The organism is Variovorax sp. KBW07 (assembly GCF_003852515.1).
GTDB lineage: Bacteria > Pseudomonadota > Gammaproteobacteria > Burkholderiales > Burkholderiaceae_C > Variovorax.
On record NZ_QAJK01000045.1, the window covers coordinates 1 to 18,134 of the forward strand.

At 67.5% G+C, this 18,134-nt stretch carries 13 protein-coding genes; 7 read left to right on the forward strand and 6 right to left on the reverse strand.

What is annotated here, in order from left to right; all coding sequences use genetic code 11:
• The first annotated feature begins 181 nt into the window (after positions 1 to 181).
• From DBV14_RS09970 to DBV14_RS09980, 3 genes are all read left to right on the forward strand, one after another.
• Positions 182 to 6,196, forward strand: a complete 6,015-nt coding sequence (locus tag DBV14_RS09970) for an alpha-2-macroglobulin (RefSeq protein ID WP_124459030.1) — start codon at positions 182 to 184, stop codon at positions 6,194 to 6,196.
• Between the two features lie 70 nt (positions 6,197 to 6,266).
• Positions 6,267 to 8,660, forward strand: a complete 2,394-nt coding sequence (pbpC, locus tag DBV14_RS09975) for a penicillin-binding protein 1C (protein ID WP_260396894.1) — start codon at positions 6,267 to 6,269, stop codon at positions 8,658 to 8,660.
• Between the two features lie 75 nt (positions 8,661 to 8,735).
• Complete coding sequence (locus tag DBV14_RS09980; protein ID WP_124459031.1) at positions 8,736 to 10,088, forward strand: esterase-like activity of phytase family protein; 1,353 nt, start codon at positions 8,736 to 8,738, stop codon at positions 10,086 to 10,088.
• A gap of 52 nt (positions 10,089 to 10,140) precedes the next feature.
• Here the strand turns inward: DBV14_RS09980 and DBV14_RS33370 are convergent, their stop codons facing one another.
• Positions 10,141 to 10,287, reverse strand: coding sequence for a hypothetical protein (locus tag DBV14_RS33370; protein ID WP_185545984.1), 147 nt, complete (start codon positions 10,285 to 10,287; stop codon positions 10,141 to 10,143).
• Between the two features lie 113 nt (positions 10,288 to 10,400).
• Between DBV14_RS33370 and DBV14_RS09985 the strand changes: the two genes are divergently transcribed.
• Genes DBV14_RS09985 through DBV14_RS09995 form a run of 3 tightly spaced genes read left to right on the forward strand, consistent with a single transcriptional unit; the run spans position 10,401 to position 12,797 of the window.
• A complete protein-coding gene (locus DBV14_RS09985) occupies positions 10,401 to 10,754 on the forward strand; it encodes a DUF3649 domain-containing protein (protein ID WP_124459032.1) in 354 nt (117 codons plus the stop codon).
• A complete protein-coding gene (locus DBV14_RS09990; protein ID WP_124459033.1) occupies positions 10,751 to 12,424 on the forward strand; it encodes a PepSY domain-containing protein in 1,674 nt (557 codons plus the stop codon). The genes DBV14_RS09985 and DBV14_RS09990 overlap by 4 nt, the downstream gene beginning before the upstream one ends.
• A 10-nt stretch (positions 12,425 to 12,434) precedes the next feature.
• Positions 12,435 to 12,797: a DUF3325 domain-containing protein gene (locus DBV14_RS09995; protein ID WP_124459034.1), complete on the forward strand. Its 363-nt coding sequence runs from the start codon at positions 12,435 to 12,437 to the stop codon at positions 12,795 to 12,797.
• A 114-nt stretch (positions 12,798 to 12,911) separates the two neighbouring features.
• Here DBV14_RS09995 and DBV14_RS10000 read toward each other — a convergent pair whose 3' ends face one another.
• On the reverse strand, positions 12,912 to 13,979 hold the full coding sequence (locus DBV14_RS10000) for an aldo/keto reductase (protein WP_124459035.1): 1,068 nt from the start codon (positions 13,977 to 13,979) through the stop codon (positions 12,912 to 12,914).
• A gap of 129 nt (positions 13,980 to 14,108) precedes the next feature.
• Here DBV14_RS10000 and DBV14_RS10005 point away from each other — a divergent pair, with 129 nt between their 5' ends.
• The gene (locus DBV14_RS10005; RefSeq protein ID WP_124459036.1) at positions 14,109 to 15,092 is read left to right on the forward strand and encodes a LysR family transcriptional regulator; all 984 of its coding nucleotides are present in this window, start codon (positions 14,109 to 14,111) and stop codon (positions 15,090 to 15,092) included.
• A 54-nt stretch (positions 15,093 to 15,146) separates the two neighbouring features.
• On the opposite strand, the gene DBV14_RS10010 is transcribed toward DBV14_RS10005, so the two are convergent.
• From DBV14_RS10010 to DBV14_RS10025, 4 genes are read right to left on the reverse strand one after another with little or no spacing between them, the layout of a single operon-like run.
• Complete coding sequence (locus DBV14_RS10010) at positions 15,147 to 15,608, reverse strand: hypothetical protein (protein WP_124459037.1); 462 nt, start codon at positions 15,606 to 15,608, stop codon at positions 15,147 to 15,149.
• Positions 15,608 to 15,970 carry a hypothetical protein gene (locus DBV14_RS10015; protein ID WP_124459038.1) on the reverse strand — a complete coding sequence of 121 codons (363 nt, stop codon included), beginning with the start codon at positions 15,968 to 15,970 and terminating at the stop codon, positions 15,608 to 15,610. Before DBV14_RS10015 ends, DBV14_RS10010 begins: the two co-directional genes overlap by 1 nt.
• Positions 15,971 to 16,015: 45 nt before the next feature.
• Entirely contained in the window at positions 16,016 to 17,413 is a 1,398-nt protein-coding gene (locus tag DBV14_RS10020) for an aminopeptidase P N-terminal domain-containing protein (RefSeq protein ID WP_124459039.1), read from the reverse strand.
• The gene (locus DBV14_RS10025; RefSeq protein ID WP_124459096.1) at positions 17,410 to 18,126 is read right to left on the reverse strand and encodes a nucleotidyltransferase family protein; all 717 of its coding nucleotides are present in this window, start codon (positions 18,124 to 18,126) and stop codon (positions 17,410 to 17,412) included. Before DBV14_RS10025 ends, DBV14_RS10020 begins: the two co-directional genes overlap by 4 nt.
• Positions 18,127 to 18,134: the final 8 nt, after the last annotated feature.

Here is an 18,134-nt window from a genome sequence, read left to right on the forward strand (position 1 = left end):
CACGCGCCCTGAATGAACCCGTACCCGCTCCAAACAGCAGCACCAAGAACGCACCAAGAATCACTGAGACAGCTCAAGTACCGCCCTGTGCAGTTTTCACGCAGACTTCACACACAGCGCCATCGCTTCACAGACTGCCAGCAAACTGGCAAGCGCCTACAAAAACATCGGGGGAGCTTCCATGCTTCAAGTTGCCAATCGAAAACTCGCGTCCCTCAGCGACGTACTCTTCACCGGCCTGGGCCGCGTGCTCGGTTTTCTGCGTCCGGTAGCCCGCGGGCTCATCGGTTCCTGGCGTCCCCCGGGTTGGCTGCGCATCTTCGGCGCCTTTCTTCTTTTCGGCCTCCAATGGCTCCAGCAGCGCCTTGCATGGGTCGTGCTGCTCGCACTGCTCGTGCTGGCCGGCTGGTTCGTCAGCCCGCAGGTGCTCAAGTGGTGGCACGGCCTCACGCCCGACCGCGTCGAACCCATCGTTGCCACCGCGAAGCTCGAGCCGCCGCAACGCACGCAGATCGAGAACGACAAAGGCCCGAACCCCGTCGTCATCAACTTCTCGGCCTCCGTGGCGCCCATCGCGCGCATCGGCCAGGAAGCGACGGGCGTCAGCATCGAGCCTGCCATTGCCGGGCGCTGGTCGTGGAGCAGCCAGAAGAAGCTGGAGTTCCTGCCCGCGCAGGACTGGCCCGTGGGCCAGCCATACAAGGTGCAGCTCTCCAAGGACGCACTCGCGCCACACATCGAGATCGAGCAGCGCAAGTACGAATTCACCTCGCCCGAGTTCAGCGCGCGCATCGGTGGCGCCGAGTTCTATCAAGACCCCGTTCAGGCCAACGTGCGGCGAGCCCTCTTCCAGGTGCGCTTCTCGCACCCCGTGAACACCGCCGAGTTCGAAAAGCGCCTGGTGCTCACCTACGACCAGGCCTGCAGCACCTCGTTCTTCAGCGTGGGCAAGTGCGCCAGCGAGAAGTTCACGGTCAGCTACGACAAGCTGCGCCTTACCGCCACCGTGCAGTCGGAGCCGCTGCCCATTCCCGAGAAGACGCGCCCCGTGGTGCTCAGCCTCACGGCCGGCGCGGTCGCACAGAAGGGCGGCCCCGCGCAGCGCGGCGACGTGTCGCGTGCCGTCGATATTCCCGGCCTTTTCAGCCTCGACATCTCCAGCGTCGACCCGACCATCGTCACCGGCGAGAACGGTGAGCCCGAGCACGTGATGCACGTCACCGCCTCGATGCCGGTGCACGAGCGCGAAATGGCGCGCGTGGTGCAGGCCTGGCTGCTGCCGGTCACCGAAGACGCCAAGGGCGACCCCGAAGACAAGTTCGACTGGTCCAACGCGTCGTCGAAGATCACCGACGCCGTGCTGCGCCGCGCGAAAAAGATCAACCTGCAGCCCATCGCCAGCGAGCGCGAAGTGACCGAGATGGTGAGCTTCCGCATGCCCCAGGCCGAGGGCGGCCGCTACCTGCTGGTGCGCGTGGCCAAGGGCCTGAAGACACCGGGCGGCTACCAGCTCGGTGCCGCGCGGCAAGACGTGCTGCTGCTCAAGACCTTCGCGCCCGAACTCACCATCATGAGCCAGGGCTCGCTGCTCGCGCTGTCGGGCGAGCGCAAGCTGCCGATCCTGGTGCGCGACCTGCCGGGCATCCGCCTCGAAATCGGCCGCCTGCTGCCGCAGCAACTGCAGCACCTGGTCACGCAGAGCAACGGCGACTTCGCGCATCCGCAGTTCTTCGGCGGCCTGCAGTCGGACAACCTCGTCGACCGCTTCCAGAAAGACATTCCACTCAGCATTCCCGCCGGCAAGGCGCACTACGAAACCGTCGACTTCGCACAGTACCTGCGCAGCGACGTGGCCGACCGCCGCGGCGTGTTCCTGCTCAAGGTGCAGGGCTACGACCCCAAGGCCAAGAAGAAGCCCGAGGGCGATGGCACGCAGGGCCAGCCGGAGGACGAGCAGCAACAGGCAGAGTCGTCGTCAGGGGACGAAGAAGGCAACGCCGAAAGCGGCAACCCCGAAGACCAGCAAGACCAGCGCCTGGTGCTCGTCACCGACCTGGGCATCGTCGCCAAGAAGTCGCTCGACGGCACGCGCGACGTGTTCGTTCAGAGCATTGCCAACGGCCAGCCCGTGGGCGGTGCGCTGGTCGAGGTGTGGGGCCGCAACGGCATGATCATCGCGTCGCAATCCACCGACGCGACCGGTGCCGCCAAGCTGCCCAACCTTGCCGGCTACCAGCGCGAAAAGGCGCCGGTGGTGCTGGTGGTGCGCAAGGACGGCGACCTGAGCTTCCTGCCGTTCAACCGCAGCGACCGCACGCTCGACATTTCGCGCTTCGACGTCGGCGGCCTGCGCGCGGCCGGCGTGCCGAACCAGATGACGGCCTACCTGTTCAGCGACCGCGGCATCTACCGCCCCGGCGACACGATGCACATCGCGATGATGGTCAAGGCCGGCAACTGGGGCACGTCGCTGCGCGACCTGCCGCTCGAAGCCGAGATCATCGACGCGCGCGGCCTCAGCGTGCGCCGCGAGAAACTCAAGCTCGGCCCCGGCGGCGCGGCGGAAATTGCCCACGCCACGCAAGACACCTCGCCCACCGGCAACTACACCGTCAACCTCTACCTGCCGCGCGAATCGTCGCCTGGCACGCCGGAGGTGCAGGGCCTGCTCATCGGCAGCACGACAGTGAAGGTGCAGGAATTCCTGCCCGACCGCACCAAGGTCGTCGCCAAGCTCAGCAGCGAAGTGGCCGAAGGCTGGGTCAAGCCCAAGGACCTGAAGGCGCTGATCGATGTGCAGAACCTGTTCGGCACGCCCGCGCCCGATCGCAAGGTCGAAGGCACGCTCACGCTGAGCCCCGGCTTCCCGGTGTTCCGCGCCCTCACCGACTACGCCTTCTTCGATCCGCAGCGCGCCACCGAGAAACAGGTCGACGACCTGGGCAGCGTGCAGACCAGCGCCGACGGCAAGGCCGAGTTCGACCTGCGCCTGTCGCGCTTCGACGCCGCCACCTACCAGGTGCACGTGCTCGCCAAGGCCTTCGAGCCCGAGGGCGGACGCAGCGTGTCGGCCGAGGCGCAGACGCTGGTCAGCGACATGCCCTATCTCGTGGGCGTGAAGGTCGACGGCGACACCAGCTACGTGACCAAGGGCGCCGCGCGCAATGCCACCGTGATCGCGATCGACCCGCAGGCGAAGAAGGCGGCCGTGGCCGACCTGAAGATCGAGCGTGTGGAGCGCAAGGTGCTGTCGGTGCTCATCAAGCAGGACAGCGGCCTGTACCGCTACGAGTCGCGCAAGAAGGAAGTCGTGCTCGACGAAAAACCCTTCGCCATTGCCGCGGCCGGCAACACCGTGGCGCTGAACACCAGCGCGCCCGGCAACTTTGCGTACGTGGTGCGCAACGCCGCCGGGCTGGAGCTGAACCGCGTGGAGTACAGCGTGGCGGGCAATGCCAACGTGTCGCGCTCGCTCGACCGCAATGCCGAGCTGCAGCTCACGCTCGACCGCAAGGACTACGAGCCGGGGCAGGAGATCGAGGTGAGCATCCGTGCGCCGTATGTTGGCGCCGGCCTCATCACCATCGAGCGCGACAAGGTCTATGCCCACGCCTGGTTCAAGACCGACAAGACCGCCTCGGTGCAGAAGATCGTGCTGCCCAAGGACTTCGAGGGCACGGGCTACATCAACGTGCACTTCGTGCGCGACCCGGCCTCGGACGAGGTCTACATGAGCCCGCTGTCGTACGGCGTCATTCCCTTTGCCACCAGCCTGTCGAAGCGCACCGCCAACCTGCAACTGACCAGCAGCGATCTGGTGAAGCCCGGCCAGACCGTGAAGATGAAGCTCACCAGTGACAAGCCCACGCGTGCCGTGCTGTTCGCGGTGGACGAGGGCATTCTTCAGGTGGCGCGCTACAAGACGCCCGACCCGCTCAAGCACTTCTTCCAGAAGCGCGCGCTCGAAGTCGGCACCTTGCAGACGCTCGACCTGATCCTGCCCGAGTTCAAGAAACTCATGCAGGGCGCCGCGCCCGGCGGCGACGGCGAAGGCGAGCTCGGCAAGCACCTGAACCCGTTCAAGCGCAAGCGCGACAAGCCGGTGGCCTACTGGTCGGGCCTGGTCGACGTGAACGGCAGCCGCGAGTTCAGCTACACCGTGCCCGAAAGCTTCAACGGCAGCCTGCGCGTGATGGCCGTGGCCATCAACGACGAAACCACCGCCGCCAAGAGCACGCGCACCGTGGTGCGTGGCGACATGGTCATCTTGCCCAACGCACCGCTGGCCATGGCGCCCGGCGACACGGTCGAAGTGGGCGTGGGCCTGGCGAACAACATCGCGGGCTCGGGCAAGGAGGCTCCCATCGCGCTCACGCTCACCGCATCGGGCGGGCTCGAAGTGGTGGGCGACGCCACGCAGACGCTCAAGGTCAACGAGCGCGGCGAAGCCAGCACCAAGTTCAACGTGCGCGCCAAGCCGGGCGAGCAGGCGGTGCTGGGTTCTTCCGCGCTGGTGTTCACCTCGACGCACAAGACCTTCAGCGCGCGCCTGTCGACCGAAGTGAGCGTGCGGCCCGCATCGCCCTTCGTCACGCTGGTGCAGGCGGGCAGCTTCCAGCGTGCCGGCGAGCTGAGCAGCAAGGCCGACCTGTACCCGAACTTCCGCCAGAGCGACGTGGCCGTGTCGGCCGCGCCGTGGGCCTTCGCGACCGGCCTCATGCAGTACCTGGAGGCCTACCCGCACGGCTGTACCGAGCAGATCACCAGTCAGACCTTCCCGGCCGTGCTGCTGAGCAGCCGCCCCGAGCTGGTGAAGGAAATGGCGCGGGGCCGCACTGCCGAGCAGGGCCCGATGCCCGAGGCGCGCAAGACCTTCGAGCGCTACCTGGTGCAACTGCGCACGCGGCAGACGGCCGATGGCGGCTTCTCGCTGTGGCCCGGCGCCGGCGCCGATGCCTTCGCCACGCTGTATGCGGTGCACCTGCTGGTCGAGGCCAAGGACCACAAGCTGCCGGTGCCGCAAGACCTGCTGCAGAAGGCCAACACCTACCTGCAGGGCTGGCTCGGCAGCGGTGACACCACGCTCGACGGCTGGCGCCAGCGCACGCAGGCGGCCTACCTCTTGACGCGCCAGGGCATCATCGCGCCGGCCGCGCTGGCCAACCTGCGCGAAGCATGGCGAAACAAGCAGACCCAAGGCTGGAGCGACGACCTGGGCGCCGTGTACCTCGCCGCGAGCTACCAGCTCGTGAAGCAGGAGCAGGTGGCCGGCGAACTGCTCAACCCGGTGTGGTCCGACCTGCTCGCGCGCTCCGAGAAGAAGCAGCGCCGCAACGTGTGGGGCGCCTACTACGACCCGCTGGTGCACGACAGCATGACGCTGCACCTGGTGGGCCGCCACTTCCCGTCGCGCCTGAAGACGCTCAAGCCGGCGGTGTGGGAAGGCATGGGCGCGATGGTGCGCGACGGCTGGTACAACAGCCTGTCGTCGGCCTCGATGCTGCTGGCGGTCGATGCGTACTTCGAAGCGGTGGCGCAGAACGCCGATGGCAAGCTCACGGCGCAAACCGTCAACGCGCAAGGCCAGGCCGCCGCGTTGGCCCTGGGTGCGGTGAACCCGATCACGCGCGCGGCGGTGCCGATGGGCACCGCCAAGCTCAAGCTCTCGAACGACAGCGACTTCAACCTGTACTACAGCTGGGCCGAGCAGGGCTTCGAGCGCAACGTGCCTGCCACGCCGGTGAACCAGGGCCTGGAAATCTTCCATGAAGTGCTCGACGCCAAGGGCAACCCGGTCACCAAAGCAAAGCTTGGCGAAGAGGTCACGGTGCGGGTGCGCGTGCGCAGCCTGGAGCGCGCGCAGCTGAACGACGTGGCGCTGGTCGACGTGCTGCCCGGTGGCCTGGAGCCGGTGCTGCAGGCCGTGGGCGACGACGAAGAAGCCAACGCCGATGCGCCGATCTGGAAGAAGCGCCTGGGCGGCGGTGGTTCGTGGAAGGTGCAGTACGCCGACATCCGCGAAGACCGCGTGGTGTTCTACGGCAGCGTCAACAAGGACCTGCTCGAAGTGACCTACAAGGCGCGTGCCACCAACGTGGGCGACTACGTGGTGCCGGCCGCGTACGGCGAGGCGATGTACGACCGGCGCGTGTATTCGCGCTCGGCCGGTGCGCGCTTCCAGGTGGTGGCGAATTGATTGCGACGAGCCCCGTCTTGTCCCCTCTCCCGCTTGCGGGAGAGGGTTAGGGTGAGGGCTCGGCTTCACCATGACCACGCCGCTTGATTCATCGCCGCCGCCCTCACCCCAACCCTCTCCCGCTAGCGGGAGAGGGAGCAAGAAAGAGGGAGGGAGCAAGAGAAGCAGAGCGAAGAAGACGCTGGTCGCCTTCGCGCTCATCGCGCTGCTGCTCACGCTCCTGCGCTTCTGGCCCCACGCGCCCCTCAACGAAACCATCGGCAGTTCGCGCGCCGTCTACGCGCAGGGCGGCGAACTGCTGCGCCTTACGCTCGCGGGCGACGAGCAATACCGCCTGTGGGTGCCGCTCGATCGCATCTCGCCCACGCTGGTCGACGCGGTTCTGCTGTACGAAGACCGACGCTTCTACGCGCACCCCGGCGTCAACCCCGCCGCGCTGGTGCGCAGCGCGTGGCGCATTGCCAGCGGTGAACGCAGGCAGGGCGGCTCTACGCTCACCATGCAGCTCGCACGGCGCGTCTACGGCATCGACAGCCGCACGGCCATGGGCAAGATCGCGCAGATCGGCGCGGCCCTGTGGCTGGAGGCACGCTTCAGCAAGCGCGAAATTCTCGAGGCGTACCTCAACACCGCACCCTACGGCGGCAACATCGAAGGCGTGCAGGCCGCGAGCCTCATCTATTTCCGCAAGGACGCCGCCAAGCTCAGCCTGCCCGAAGCGCTGACGCTCGCGGTCATTCCGCAGAACCCCATCAAGCGCATTGCCGAGCGCGGCCGCAATGCCGAGCTGCAATCGGCGCGCGAACGCCTGTGGGCGCTGTGGGCCGAGCGCGACCCGACCGCGAAGCAGCACGCGCCCGATGCGCAGCTCGCGCTGTCGGCGCAGTCGCGCGGCAGCCTGCCGTTTCTTGCGCCGCACGCCACCGACATGCTGCTCGCGCAGGAGCGCGGCGTGCAAGAGATAAGAACCACGCTCGACCTGCGCATGCAGGCCACGCTCGAACGCGTCATGGGCCAGTACCTGCGCACGCATGCCGACGTGGGCATGACCAACGCGAGCGCGCTGTTGCTCGACGCCTCGACCATGCAGGTGCGCGCGATGATCGGTTCGGCCGACTGGCACAACGACGCCATCGCGGGCCAGGTCAACGGCACGCAGGCCAAGCGCTCGCCCGGCTCCACGCTCAAGCCCTTCATCTACGCGCTCGCGCTCGACCAGGGACTGCTGCACCCCAAGACCATGCTGAAGGACGCGCCGACTTCCTTCGGCCCCTACACGCCGGAGAATTTCGACCACCGCTTCGCGGGGCCGCTGCCCGCGCAGGAAGCGCTGATCCGCAGCCGCAACATTCCGGCCGTGGCCGTGGCGGCCAAGCTGTCGAAGCCCGGCCTCTACGACTTCATGCGGCTCGCGGGCGTGCAGAAGCTGCAGAGCGAATCGCACTACGGCCTGGCGCTGGTGCTGGGCGGCGGCGAGGTCACGCCCGAAGAACTCGCGGGCCTGTATGCCACGCTGGCCAACGGCGGCATTTCGCAGCCGTTGCGCTACACGCAGCCCGCGCCCGACGAGCGCCCCTCGCAGCCGCTGCGCCTGCTGAGCGAAGAGGCGTCGTTCATCACGCTCGACATGCTGCGCCACACACCGCGCCCCGACACCACCCTGCCCGCGCGCCCCGCCGTCGCATGGAAGACGGGCACCTCTTGGGGCTTTCGCGATGCATGGACGGCGGGCGTGTTCGGCCGCCACGTGCTGGTGGTGTGGGTCGGCAATTTCGATGGCACCAGCAACCCCGCGCTGGTGGGCGTCGACGCGGCCGCGCCGCTGTTCCTGCGCATGGTCGATGCGCTGCGCGCCGAGCGGCTCGACCCCGGCGAAGTCGCGACGCGGCAGCCGCCCGACCTGCGCCAGGTGGAGGTCTGCGCCGCCACCGGCGGCCTGCCCGATGCGCTGTGCCCGGTGCGCACCAGCACGTGGTTCATCGCCGGCAAGTCGCCGATCCAGGTCAGCAACCTGCACCGCGCCGTGTGGGTCGACGAGACCACCGGCAAGGTGGTCTGCGGCCCGCAGCTGAATGCACGCCAGCAGGTGGTCGAGCAGTGGGGCAGCGACATGCGCCGCCTGTTCCGCCAGGCCGGCCTGCCACGCGCGAGCGCGCCGGCCGATGGCTGCGAGAACGGCAATGCCACCGAGGGCGCGCCGCTCATCACTTCGCCGTTGCGCGGCGTGCGCCACACGCTGCGCGTGAAGAAACCCGAGCCGCTGGTGCTGCGCGCCGAAGCTGCGGCGGGCACGCAGACGGTCTACTGGTTCGCCGACGACGCGCTGATCGGCCGCGCCGCGCCCGGCGAAGGCATCACGTGGATGCCCGGCATGGCGGAGTCGGGCCGGCGCTACGTGCTGCGCGCGGTCGATGACCAGGGCCGCGCCGAGTCGCGCGAAGTGACCGTCGACATCGCACCATGACTTGAACGGATGTCACGGCGGCGTCACGCCCTCCGGGCATGGTCACGCGTTTTGTACTTGAAGACTTTCTCGCTCATGACGCGCCTCGCCTCCCTTTCTTTCATCGCCCTGGCCACCGCGCTCGCTTGCGGCAGCGTGGCGGCCCAGACCGCTTTTCCGTCCACGCTCGCCGGCCACGCCGTGCTGCCCGCGCAAAGCTTCGTGGCCGCGCCGAAGGACGCGCCGGCCGACCTGCAGGTCAGCGGCAAGTTCACCTCAGGCAAGCGCGTCGAGGCGCTGGGCACCGTCGAAGGCCTGTCGGCCGGCCGCGGCACGGGCGTGTCGGTGCCCTTCAAGGGCCAGCCGCTGCAGGGCCATTCGGGCATCAAGAAGATGGACGACGGCACGTTCTGGATCCTCACCGACAACGGTGCGGGCGCCAAGGCCAACTCGCCCGACTTCATGCTCTACCTGAATCACTACAAGGTGGACTTCAAGAGCGGCAAGTTCAATCGCCTGAACACCATCTTCCTGCACGACCCCGACAAGAAGGTGCCGTTTCGCATCGTTCACGAAGGCACCAAGCAGCGCTACCTGACGGGCTCCGACTTCGACCCCGAGAGCTTCCAGTTCGCCGGCGGCGCGCTGTGGATCGGCGAAGAGTTCGGCCCCTTCCTGATCAAGGCCGACCTCAAGGGCAAGGTGCTTGCCGTGTTCGACACGCTGGTCGACGGCAAGGCCGTGCGCTCGCCCGACCATCCGGCCGTGACCACGCCGGGCGCACCCGGCGGCGCGGTCGACTTCCAGATCAAGCGTTCGAAGGGCTTCGAAGGCATGGCCTCGTCGAAGGACGGCAGCAAGCTCTATGCCTTGCTCGAAGGCCCGGTGTGGAACGCCGAGGCGAAGGACTATGAAAAGGTCGAAGGCAAGGAAGCGCTGCGCGTCCTGGAATTCGACGTGGCCACCGAGAAGTGGACGGGCCGTCACTGGAAGTACTTGCTGGAAGCCAACGGCAACGCCATCGGCGACTTCAACATGATTGACGGCACCACCGGCCTGATCATCGAACGCGACAACGGTGAAGGCACGTCCGACAAGGCCTGCCCCGAAGGCCAGAAGCGCACGGACTGCTTCCACGACATCGCCAAGTTCAAGCGCGTCTACAAGGTCGAGCTGAACGATGCGAACGTGGGCGGTGCGGTGCGCAAGATCGGCTACATCGACCTGCTGAACATCGCCGATCCGAACAAGCTCGCGCGCAAGCCGCTGAACGACGGCGTGCTCAAGTTCCCGTTCTTCACGATCGAGAACGTCGACGTGGTCGATGCCACGCACATCGTGGTCGGCAACGACAACAACCTGCCTTTCTCGAGCAGCCGCGAGCCGAACAAGGCGGACGACAACGAACTGGTGCTGCTCGAAGCCGGCGCGCTGCTGCAGGCGAAGTAAGAGGCAAAGCGCTCAAGAAAGCCGGGCCCGCATGGGCCCGGTTTTTTTTTGCTCAGAACGCGACGTCCGCGACGATGCGCGCCACCTGCCGTTCGACCAGGTGGTGCTCCGCCGCCAGCGCGCGCACCGACTTGCCGCAGATCTGCTCGCCCTGCAGGTGCAGCGCCGGCACGCATCTGCGCACGCGGCGTTCCGGCACCGGCTCGGATCCTTCTTCATGCCAATCCCAACGTCGCCGGGGTGGTCGCCGAAAAAGATTGACTTCATCAAGATGAGTATCATTCTCATCTTCCCCGATCTTCTTCCCTTCCCATGAATTCCCGAACGACCCTGCGCCGTCCGGCGCGCGTCGTGAGCGCCGGCGTTCGCTACCGCCTTGGCGTCGCTTCCCGCGCAATAGCCGCCATCGCCGGCGGCTACGGCGTCGCGGCGCTGTCCGCCGCCGTGCTCGCGCTGTGCCTGCCCGCCGCCTTCGGCATGGCGCGCAGCGAAGCCGCGATGACCGGCACGCTGACCTCGTTCATCGTCTTCGCTCTCGCCGTGATGTGGGTGTTTGCCGCGCGCACCGCGCTGCGCGCCTGGTCGGGCCTCGTCGTCCTGGCGCTGCCGCTCGGCCTGCTGCTGTGGCTGCTGCTCACCCGAGCCAGCCAGGGAGGTGGCGCGTGAAGGAAGGTTTCCGCCAGTCGATGGCGTGGCTGCACACCTGGTCGGGCCTGCTGGTCGGCTGGGTGCTCTTCCTGGTGTTCGCGGCCGGCACGGCCTCGTACTTCAAGGACGAGATCACGTTCTGGATGAAGCCCGAGCTGCACGCAATCGCGCAGACGCAGACGCAGGCGCAGGCACCCCAGGCGAAGACGGCCGAAGGCGCGGTGGCGTTCCTGCAGCAGCGCGGCGCCGATGCCCCGCGCTGGTTCATCACGCTGCCGACGGAGCGCGAACCATCGACCAGCGTGTTGTGGCTCAAGCCGCCTCCGCCGCCGGGCTCCGCGCCGGTCGAGCGGCGCCGCCGCTTCGACCGCGCCATGCTCGACCCGGCCACGGGCCAGGCCATGAGCGCGGCGCGCGACACGCGCGGCGGCGAATTTTTCTACCGCCTGCATTTCGACCTGCACTACATGCCCGCGATCTGGGCGCGCTGGATCGTGGGCTTCTGCGCGATGTTCATGTTGGTGGCGATCTTCAGTGGCATCGTCACGCACAAGCGCATCTTCAAGGACTTCTTCACCTTTCGTCCGAAGAAGGGCCAGCGCTCGTGGCTTGACGCGCACAACGTCACCGCGGTGCTGGCGCTGCCCTATCACCTGATGATCACGTACACCGGCCTGGTCACGCTGATGTTCATGTACATGCCGTGGGGCCCGCAGGTGGCTTACAAGGACCGTGGCGGCGAGCAGGCGTTCTTCTCCGAAGCCTTCCCCGGCGGCGGGCGCGACCAGTTCAAGGCCTCGGGCAACAAGGTGCCACTCGCGCCCATCGCGCCGATGGTGGCGCAGGCCTCGGCGCACTGGGGCGGCGCGGCCGTCGGCCGCATTACCGTGCACCTGCCGAACGACGCCAATTCCGTGGTGTCGATCGCGCGCGCCGAAGGGCCGCAGCTGTCGCACGAGCAGCCGTCGATGCAGTTCAACGGCGCCACCGGCGCGCTGATCGGCGCGTTCGGCGAGGCGGCCAAGCCGGTCGCGGAAACGCGCGGCGTGCTCTACGGGCTGCACATCGGGCGCTTTGCCGATCCGCTGCTGCGCGCGCTGTTCTTCCTGTCGGGCATCGCGGGCTGCCTGATGGTGGCGACGGGGCTGCTGCTGTGGGCCGTGAAGGAGCGCCAGAAATTCGCCAAGGCACTCAAGCAGGGCGGCCGCATCGGCTTCGGGCTGCGGCTGGTCGACGGGCTGAACGTCGGCGCCGTGGCCGGCCTGCCGGTGGCGATGGCCGCATTCTTCTGGGCCAACCGCCTGCTGCCGCTCGACGTGGCCGAGCGCGGCGCGGCCGAGATCCGCTGGTTCTTCATCGTCTGGGGCGCGGCGGCGGTGCTGGGCCTGCTGCGGCCGACGCTGCGCATGTGGCAGGCGCAACTGGGGCTCGGTGCCTTGCTGTTCGTGCTGCTGCCGGTGCTCAATGCGTTCACCGGCCCCGCGCCGTTGACGGTGAGCCTGCGCTCGGGCCCGAGCGCGGTGGCGGGCTTCGACCTGGTGGTGATGGCGCTGGGGCTCGGACTGGCGGGCGCGGTCTGGCTGGTGGAACGCAAGCGCCGCAAGACGGCCGCCGCACAGGAGGCTGCGAAGAAGAAATTGCAACAGCCGCCGCCATCGGGCCTCGCTGCCTCGGGCCAGGGCTCGTGAGGTCGCGACGATGAGCTCGCTGCTTCTTGCACTGGTGTTCGCCGCGTCGTTCGCCGGCTTCTGCGCGCTGAGTCTTGCGATGGACCGTCACAGCGAAGACGTCTTCGGGCGCGGCAGCTCGCCGGGCGCATGGCGCCGCTGGCTGCAGCTGGGCGGCACCGCGCTGCTGTGCCTGTCGCTGGGCGCCAGCCTGCGGGCCACCGGCACGAGCATCGGCTGGGTGCTCTGGCTGGGCGCGCTCACGGCGGCGGCCGTGGCCACCGTCGGGCTGCTGAGCTATGCGCCGCGCCGCTTTCACTGGATCGGGTCCGCGGCGGCGGCCCTTGCGCTGTTCGGCTTCCTGCTCTACCTGTTGCTTGCCGCGCTGCATTGATCACGCGATGCGATGCATCACGTGACGGCAACGCGCAGCGCCTGCCCGTTCATCGCACCTTCCACTGCGGCCACATGGCGCCGCTTCCGCCGATCACCACGACCTTCAACCGCCTCATGCTGGCCGCCGTACCGTGCTGCCGCCCGACAGCACGCCCTGCGTCGTCGGCAGCGCCATGAAGTCGTGCGGAAAACCCAGCGCAATGGCACTGACCGCATCGAGGCGCCGCAGCGCGTCGCCGTCGAGCACCACGTCGAGTGCGCCCAGGTTGTCTTCGAACTGCGCGAAGGTGCGCGCGCCGATGATCGGCATCACCGTCGGCGCCGTGCGATGCAGCAGCCACGCCAGCGCGATCTGCGCGGGCGAACGGCCTTGCTCCCTGGCGATCTGCGCCACCACCTCCGCGATGTCGAGCGAGCGCGGCTGCAGCGCGCCATTGCCGGCCGCCACGTCCTTGCGCGTGCCCGTCACGCCCGCTTCGGTGCTCTGCGTATGGCCGAGGTCGGCGCGCGTGTACTTGCCCGTCAGCACGCCGCTGCCCAGCGGCGACCACGCCATCACGCCCAGCCCGAGCTCGTGCGCCATCGGCAGCAGCTCGCGCTCCACCGTGCGCTCGATCAGGCTGTGCTCGATCTGCAGCGCCACCAGCGGGGCCCACCCGCGCAGGTCGGCCAGCGTCTGCATGCGCGCCACCTGCCAGGCCGGCGTGTCGGAGATGCCCGCGTACAGCACCTTGCCCGAGCGCACGAGGTCGTCGAAGGCGCGCATCACTTCGTCGATGGGCGTCAGGTTGTCCCAGATGTGCAGGTACAGCAGGTCGATGTAGTCGGTGCCCAGGCGCTCCAGGCTGGCCTCGACCGAGCGGACCATGTTGCGGCGATGGTTGCCACCCGCGTTGGGGTTGCCCGGTTGCATGTTCAGCGAGTACTTGGTGGCCACGACGACCGACTCGCGCTTGCCGGCGATGAACTGGCCCAACAGCTTTTCGGAGCTGCCGTTGGTATAGAAATTGGCGGTGTCGATGAAGTTGCCGCCGCGGTCCAGGTACGCGTCGAACATGCGGCGCGATTCGCCGGCGTCGGCACCCCAGCCCCATTCGGTGCCGAAGGTCATGGTGCCGAGCGACATCGGGCTGACGCGCAGGCCCGAGCGGCCCAGGGTGAGATAGTTGTCGAGCTTCATGGGGAATGTCCTTTCGAGGTGTGAGCGGTGCGGCTGCATCGCCGAGGCCTTGAAGGTAGTTGCGACATTGCTTTGGAAAAAGCCCACCATGACGAATGCTTTATGAAGCCTGTCTTCATAATGAACGCCATGCCACCCGAACTGCTCCCCGCCATTGCCGCCTTTGCACGGGTGGCGCACCACGCCAGCTTCACGCGCGCCGCGCAAGAACTGGGCGTGTCGCCATCGGCCCTGTCGCAGACCGTGCGAGCGCTCGAACAGCGCCTTGGCGTGCGGCTGCTCGACCGCACCACGCGGCGCGTCGGCGTGACAGAGCTGGGGCAGCAGTTCCTCGATGGCGCGCGGCCGGGGCTTGCAGCGCTGGCACAGGCGGTCGAAGGCATCGACGAGGCGCGAGACAAGCCCGCCGGCCTGCTGCGCCTGAATGTCTCGCGGGTCGCGGCCGAGCTGCTGCTCTTTCCGCACATGGGCGATTTCGCCGACACCTACCCGGACATCACGCTCGAGCTGGTCTGCGACAACCGGCTGGTCGAACTGGTGGCGGGCGGCTTCGACGCCGGCATCCGCCTCGGCGAAAGTCTGGCGCAGGACGTGGTGGGTGTTCCGGTGGGCGGCCCGCTGCGCATGGTCACCTTTGCCTCGCCGCGTTATCTGAAGGGCCGCAAGGCACCGCGCACGCCGGAAGACCTGCGCGAGCACCGGTGCCTGAACTACCGCCTGAGCACGGGCGGCCTCTACCGCTGGGAATACGCGCAGGACGGGCGCGTGCTGGACATCGCGCTGTCGGGGCCGCTGATCAGCAACGACAGCGAGGTCTTGCTGGCGGCGGCCCGCGCGGGCGCCGGCATCACCTCGGCCTTCGAGGGCGCGGTGCGCGACGACTTCAAGAGCGGCCGCCTGGTGCCGCTGCTCGAGCCCTGGTGGCCGACCTTCCCGGGCTTCTACCTGTACCACCCGAGCCGTGCGCAGATGCCGCGCAAGCTGCGGGTGTTCATCGACTTCCTGCAGGCGCGGCATGCGCCGCCGCCGGTGTCGCAGCGGGCCGTCAGGCTCGCATCAGCGCCTCGATCTCGTCCGCCTTCACCGGCACGCCGCGTGAAAGCTGAGCAGTGAAGGTGTCTCCTGCTGCGGTGCCGATCCCGCTCAGGCCTGTCACTTGCCAGCAGGCTAAGACCCAGACTTCTTGCCTGTCTTTGTGAACAGTTCGTTCAACAGTTCGTCCGCCATCTCATCCGGAGACTTTCTCGCCATCGAAGTACGACGAACCTCCCCTACCGAGATGAGTTTTCCCGATTTGGCGTCGCGAGCCTTGATGGTGAGCTTGAGCAGATACGGGGTTATGTCCCAACTCCATTGGTCGTCGTAGGTCAGGATCACATCCATCGGTTCGCTTGGCTTGGCCGCAGCCCCCACCACGACGGTATATCCCCTCGACTTCAACTGATCCGCGATGATGCGATCCACGTTGTAGCCATCGCCCTCCACCGTCTGCACATAGATCCTGCGCATTTCCGGAGGGACTTTCTTGCTGGATGTCGTGAGATCCACGGCACACCCGGACAGCACGATCGACACGAGCGAAATCCATAGCCAGAACCAGCGCGACGTGATGCGTTGAAGGGGCGCCACTACTTGCCTCCCTCCAACTGAGCCTGGCATTCGTCGAGCATGTTCTTGCTTTGTGTAATGTGAAACGCAGATGCCACATACACGGTGACCAATGTTCCGTGCGTTGACTCTTCCAAATCAAAAACTCGCAGGGTGATCGCGCCAGACCGAAGGGTGACTGAATCTTCCCTCGTCGTCACCTCATAGGAGGTCTCTTTCAGTTTTCCAGCCAGGCAAGCGGCCACCTTGGATTTGCTGGCGTCGATTTCCTTGATCTCGCGGGCCGGCATCTTGCGAAGCGTCTCCGCGGAGATTGAACAACCAGCCAGCAGCACCAGCGCCGATATCGATGCAATCGCAGACTTTCCAAATACCCTCGTCACGTCTTCTCCTATTTTCTTGTTGTCGGTAGCGCCCAAAGCGGGCCGTCAGGCTCGCATCAGCGCCTCGATCTCGTCCGCCTTCACCGGCACGCCGCGTGAAATGAGCTCGCAGCCCGTGGCGGCGACGATCGCGTCGTCCTCGATGCGGATGCCGATGTTGTGGAACTGCTCGGGCACGCCGTCGGCGGGCCGCACGTAGATGCCGGGCTCCAGCGTGAGCACCATGCCCGGATGCAGGATGCGGCTCGGCCGGTTCTTGATGACTTCGTTCGACAGCGGATCCTTGCGCTCGCTCACCTCGCCGACCTGCGTGGGCTCGACGTAGCTGCCGCAGTCGTGCACGTCCATGCCCAGCCAGTGGCCAGTGCGGTGCATGTAGAACTGGAAGTAGGCGCGCGAGTCGATCACGTCCTGCACGCCGCCGACCTTGTTGGCGTCGAGCAGGCCGAAGTCGAGCATGCCCTGCGCCAGCACCTTCACGGCTGCATCGTGCGGATCGTTGAAACGGTTGCCGGCCTTGGTTGCGGCGGCTGCCGCGTCCTGGCTGGCCAGCACCAGGTCGTACAGCGCGCGCTGCGGGCCGGTGAACTTGCCATCGGCGGGGAAGGTGCGCGTGATGTCGCTGGCGTAGCCGTCGAGCTCGCAGCCCGCGTCGATCAGCACCAGCTCGCCCTTGCGCAGCGGCGCCGCGTCGGCGCGGTAGTGCAGCACGCAGGCGTTGGCGCCGGCCGCGACGATGGAGTAGTAGGCCGGGTACTGCGAACCGCCGAAACGGAACTCGTGCAGCAGCTCGGCGTCAAGGTGGTACTCGCGCACGTCCTTGCCCTCGCGCAGCATGCGGGCCGACAGCTGCATGGCGCGAACGTGGGCGCGGGCGCTGATCTGCGCGGCGCGCCGCATGATGTCCTGTTCGTGCGCGTCCTTGACGAGGCGCATTTCGTCGAGCGGGCCGCACAGGTCGCGCTGCTCCTCGGGGCACAGCGCGCCATAGCGCACGCGCGCGCGCACCGACTGCAGCCAGCCGTCGATGCGGGTCTCCAGGCCCTTGTGGATGGCGAACGGAAACCACACGGTCGAACGGTTTTCCAGCAGCTTGGGCAGCTTCGCGTCGAGGTCGCCGACCGAGAAGGCTTCGCCCACGCCGAGCGCCGCGGGCGCTGCCTCGGGGCCGAGGCGGTAGCCGTCCCAGATCTCGCGTTCCAGGTCTTTGGGCGCGCAGAACAGCGTGGCGCGGCCGTCGCCGGCCAGCACCAGCCAGGCGTTGGGCTCGGTGAAGCCGGTCAGGTAGTAGAAGTAGCTGTCGTGCCGGTACAGGAAATCGGTGTCGCGGTTGCGCGGGCGCTCGGGGGCCGTGGGGATGATGGCGATGCCGTCCTTGCCCAGTTGCGAGGCGAGGCGCGCGCGGCGCTCGGCGTAGATCGTGGTGGTGTCTGCTGAGGTCATCTTGGCGTGGTGTTCAGTTGGGCAAGCCGTTCGGGGGTTCCCACATCGGTCCAGGGGCCGGTGTAGAGCTCGGCGCTCACCATTTCATTGTCCATCGCGGCGCGCAGGATCGGGGCCAGCGGGGCTTTGATGCCGGCCGGGTTGCCGGGCGGAATGGCGCAGTACGGCGGCGCGAACAGTGCGGCGCGGTACAGGCCGATGGTCGAGAAGGTGAACTTCTCGGCGGCGCTGCCGTTGAGCGCAAGGCCCTCGGGCGACAGGCCGAAGTCGCCCTTCGTGTTGTGCGCCGGGTTCGGCACCAGCCACAGGTGCGCGAGCTTGCCGCCGGCGACAAAGCGGTCCACCGAGGCCTGCGTGAACGCGAAACCCGGCGCGAACACGTCGCCGGCCGCGACCCAGAACACATCGCCCAACAGCGGCAGTGCGCGCACGATGCCGCCCGCCGTTTCGAGCGCGCCACCGAAGTCGCCGCCTTCGTCGGAGTATGAAATTGATAGCGCCAGGCGACCGTCCAACAAGGGGCTCGGGCCGAAGCGGTGCGAAATCTGCGCGCCCAGCCAGTCCGTGTTGACCACCAGTTCGCTGAAGCCGCCGGCGGCCAGCGCCTCCATCGGCCATTGCATCAGGGGCTTGCCGCGCACTTCGAGCAGCGGCTTGGGCGTGGCGTCGGTCAGCGGGCGCATGCGCTCGCCGCGGCCCGCGGCCAGGATCATGGCCTTCA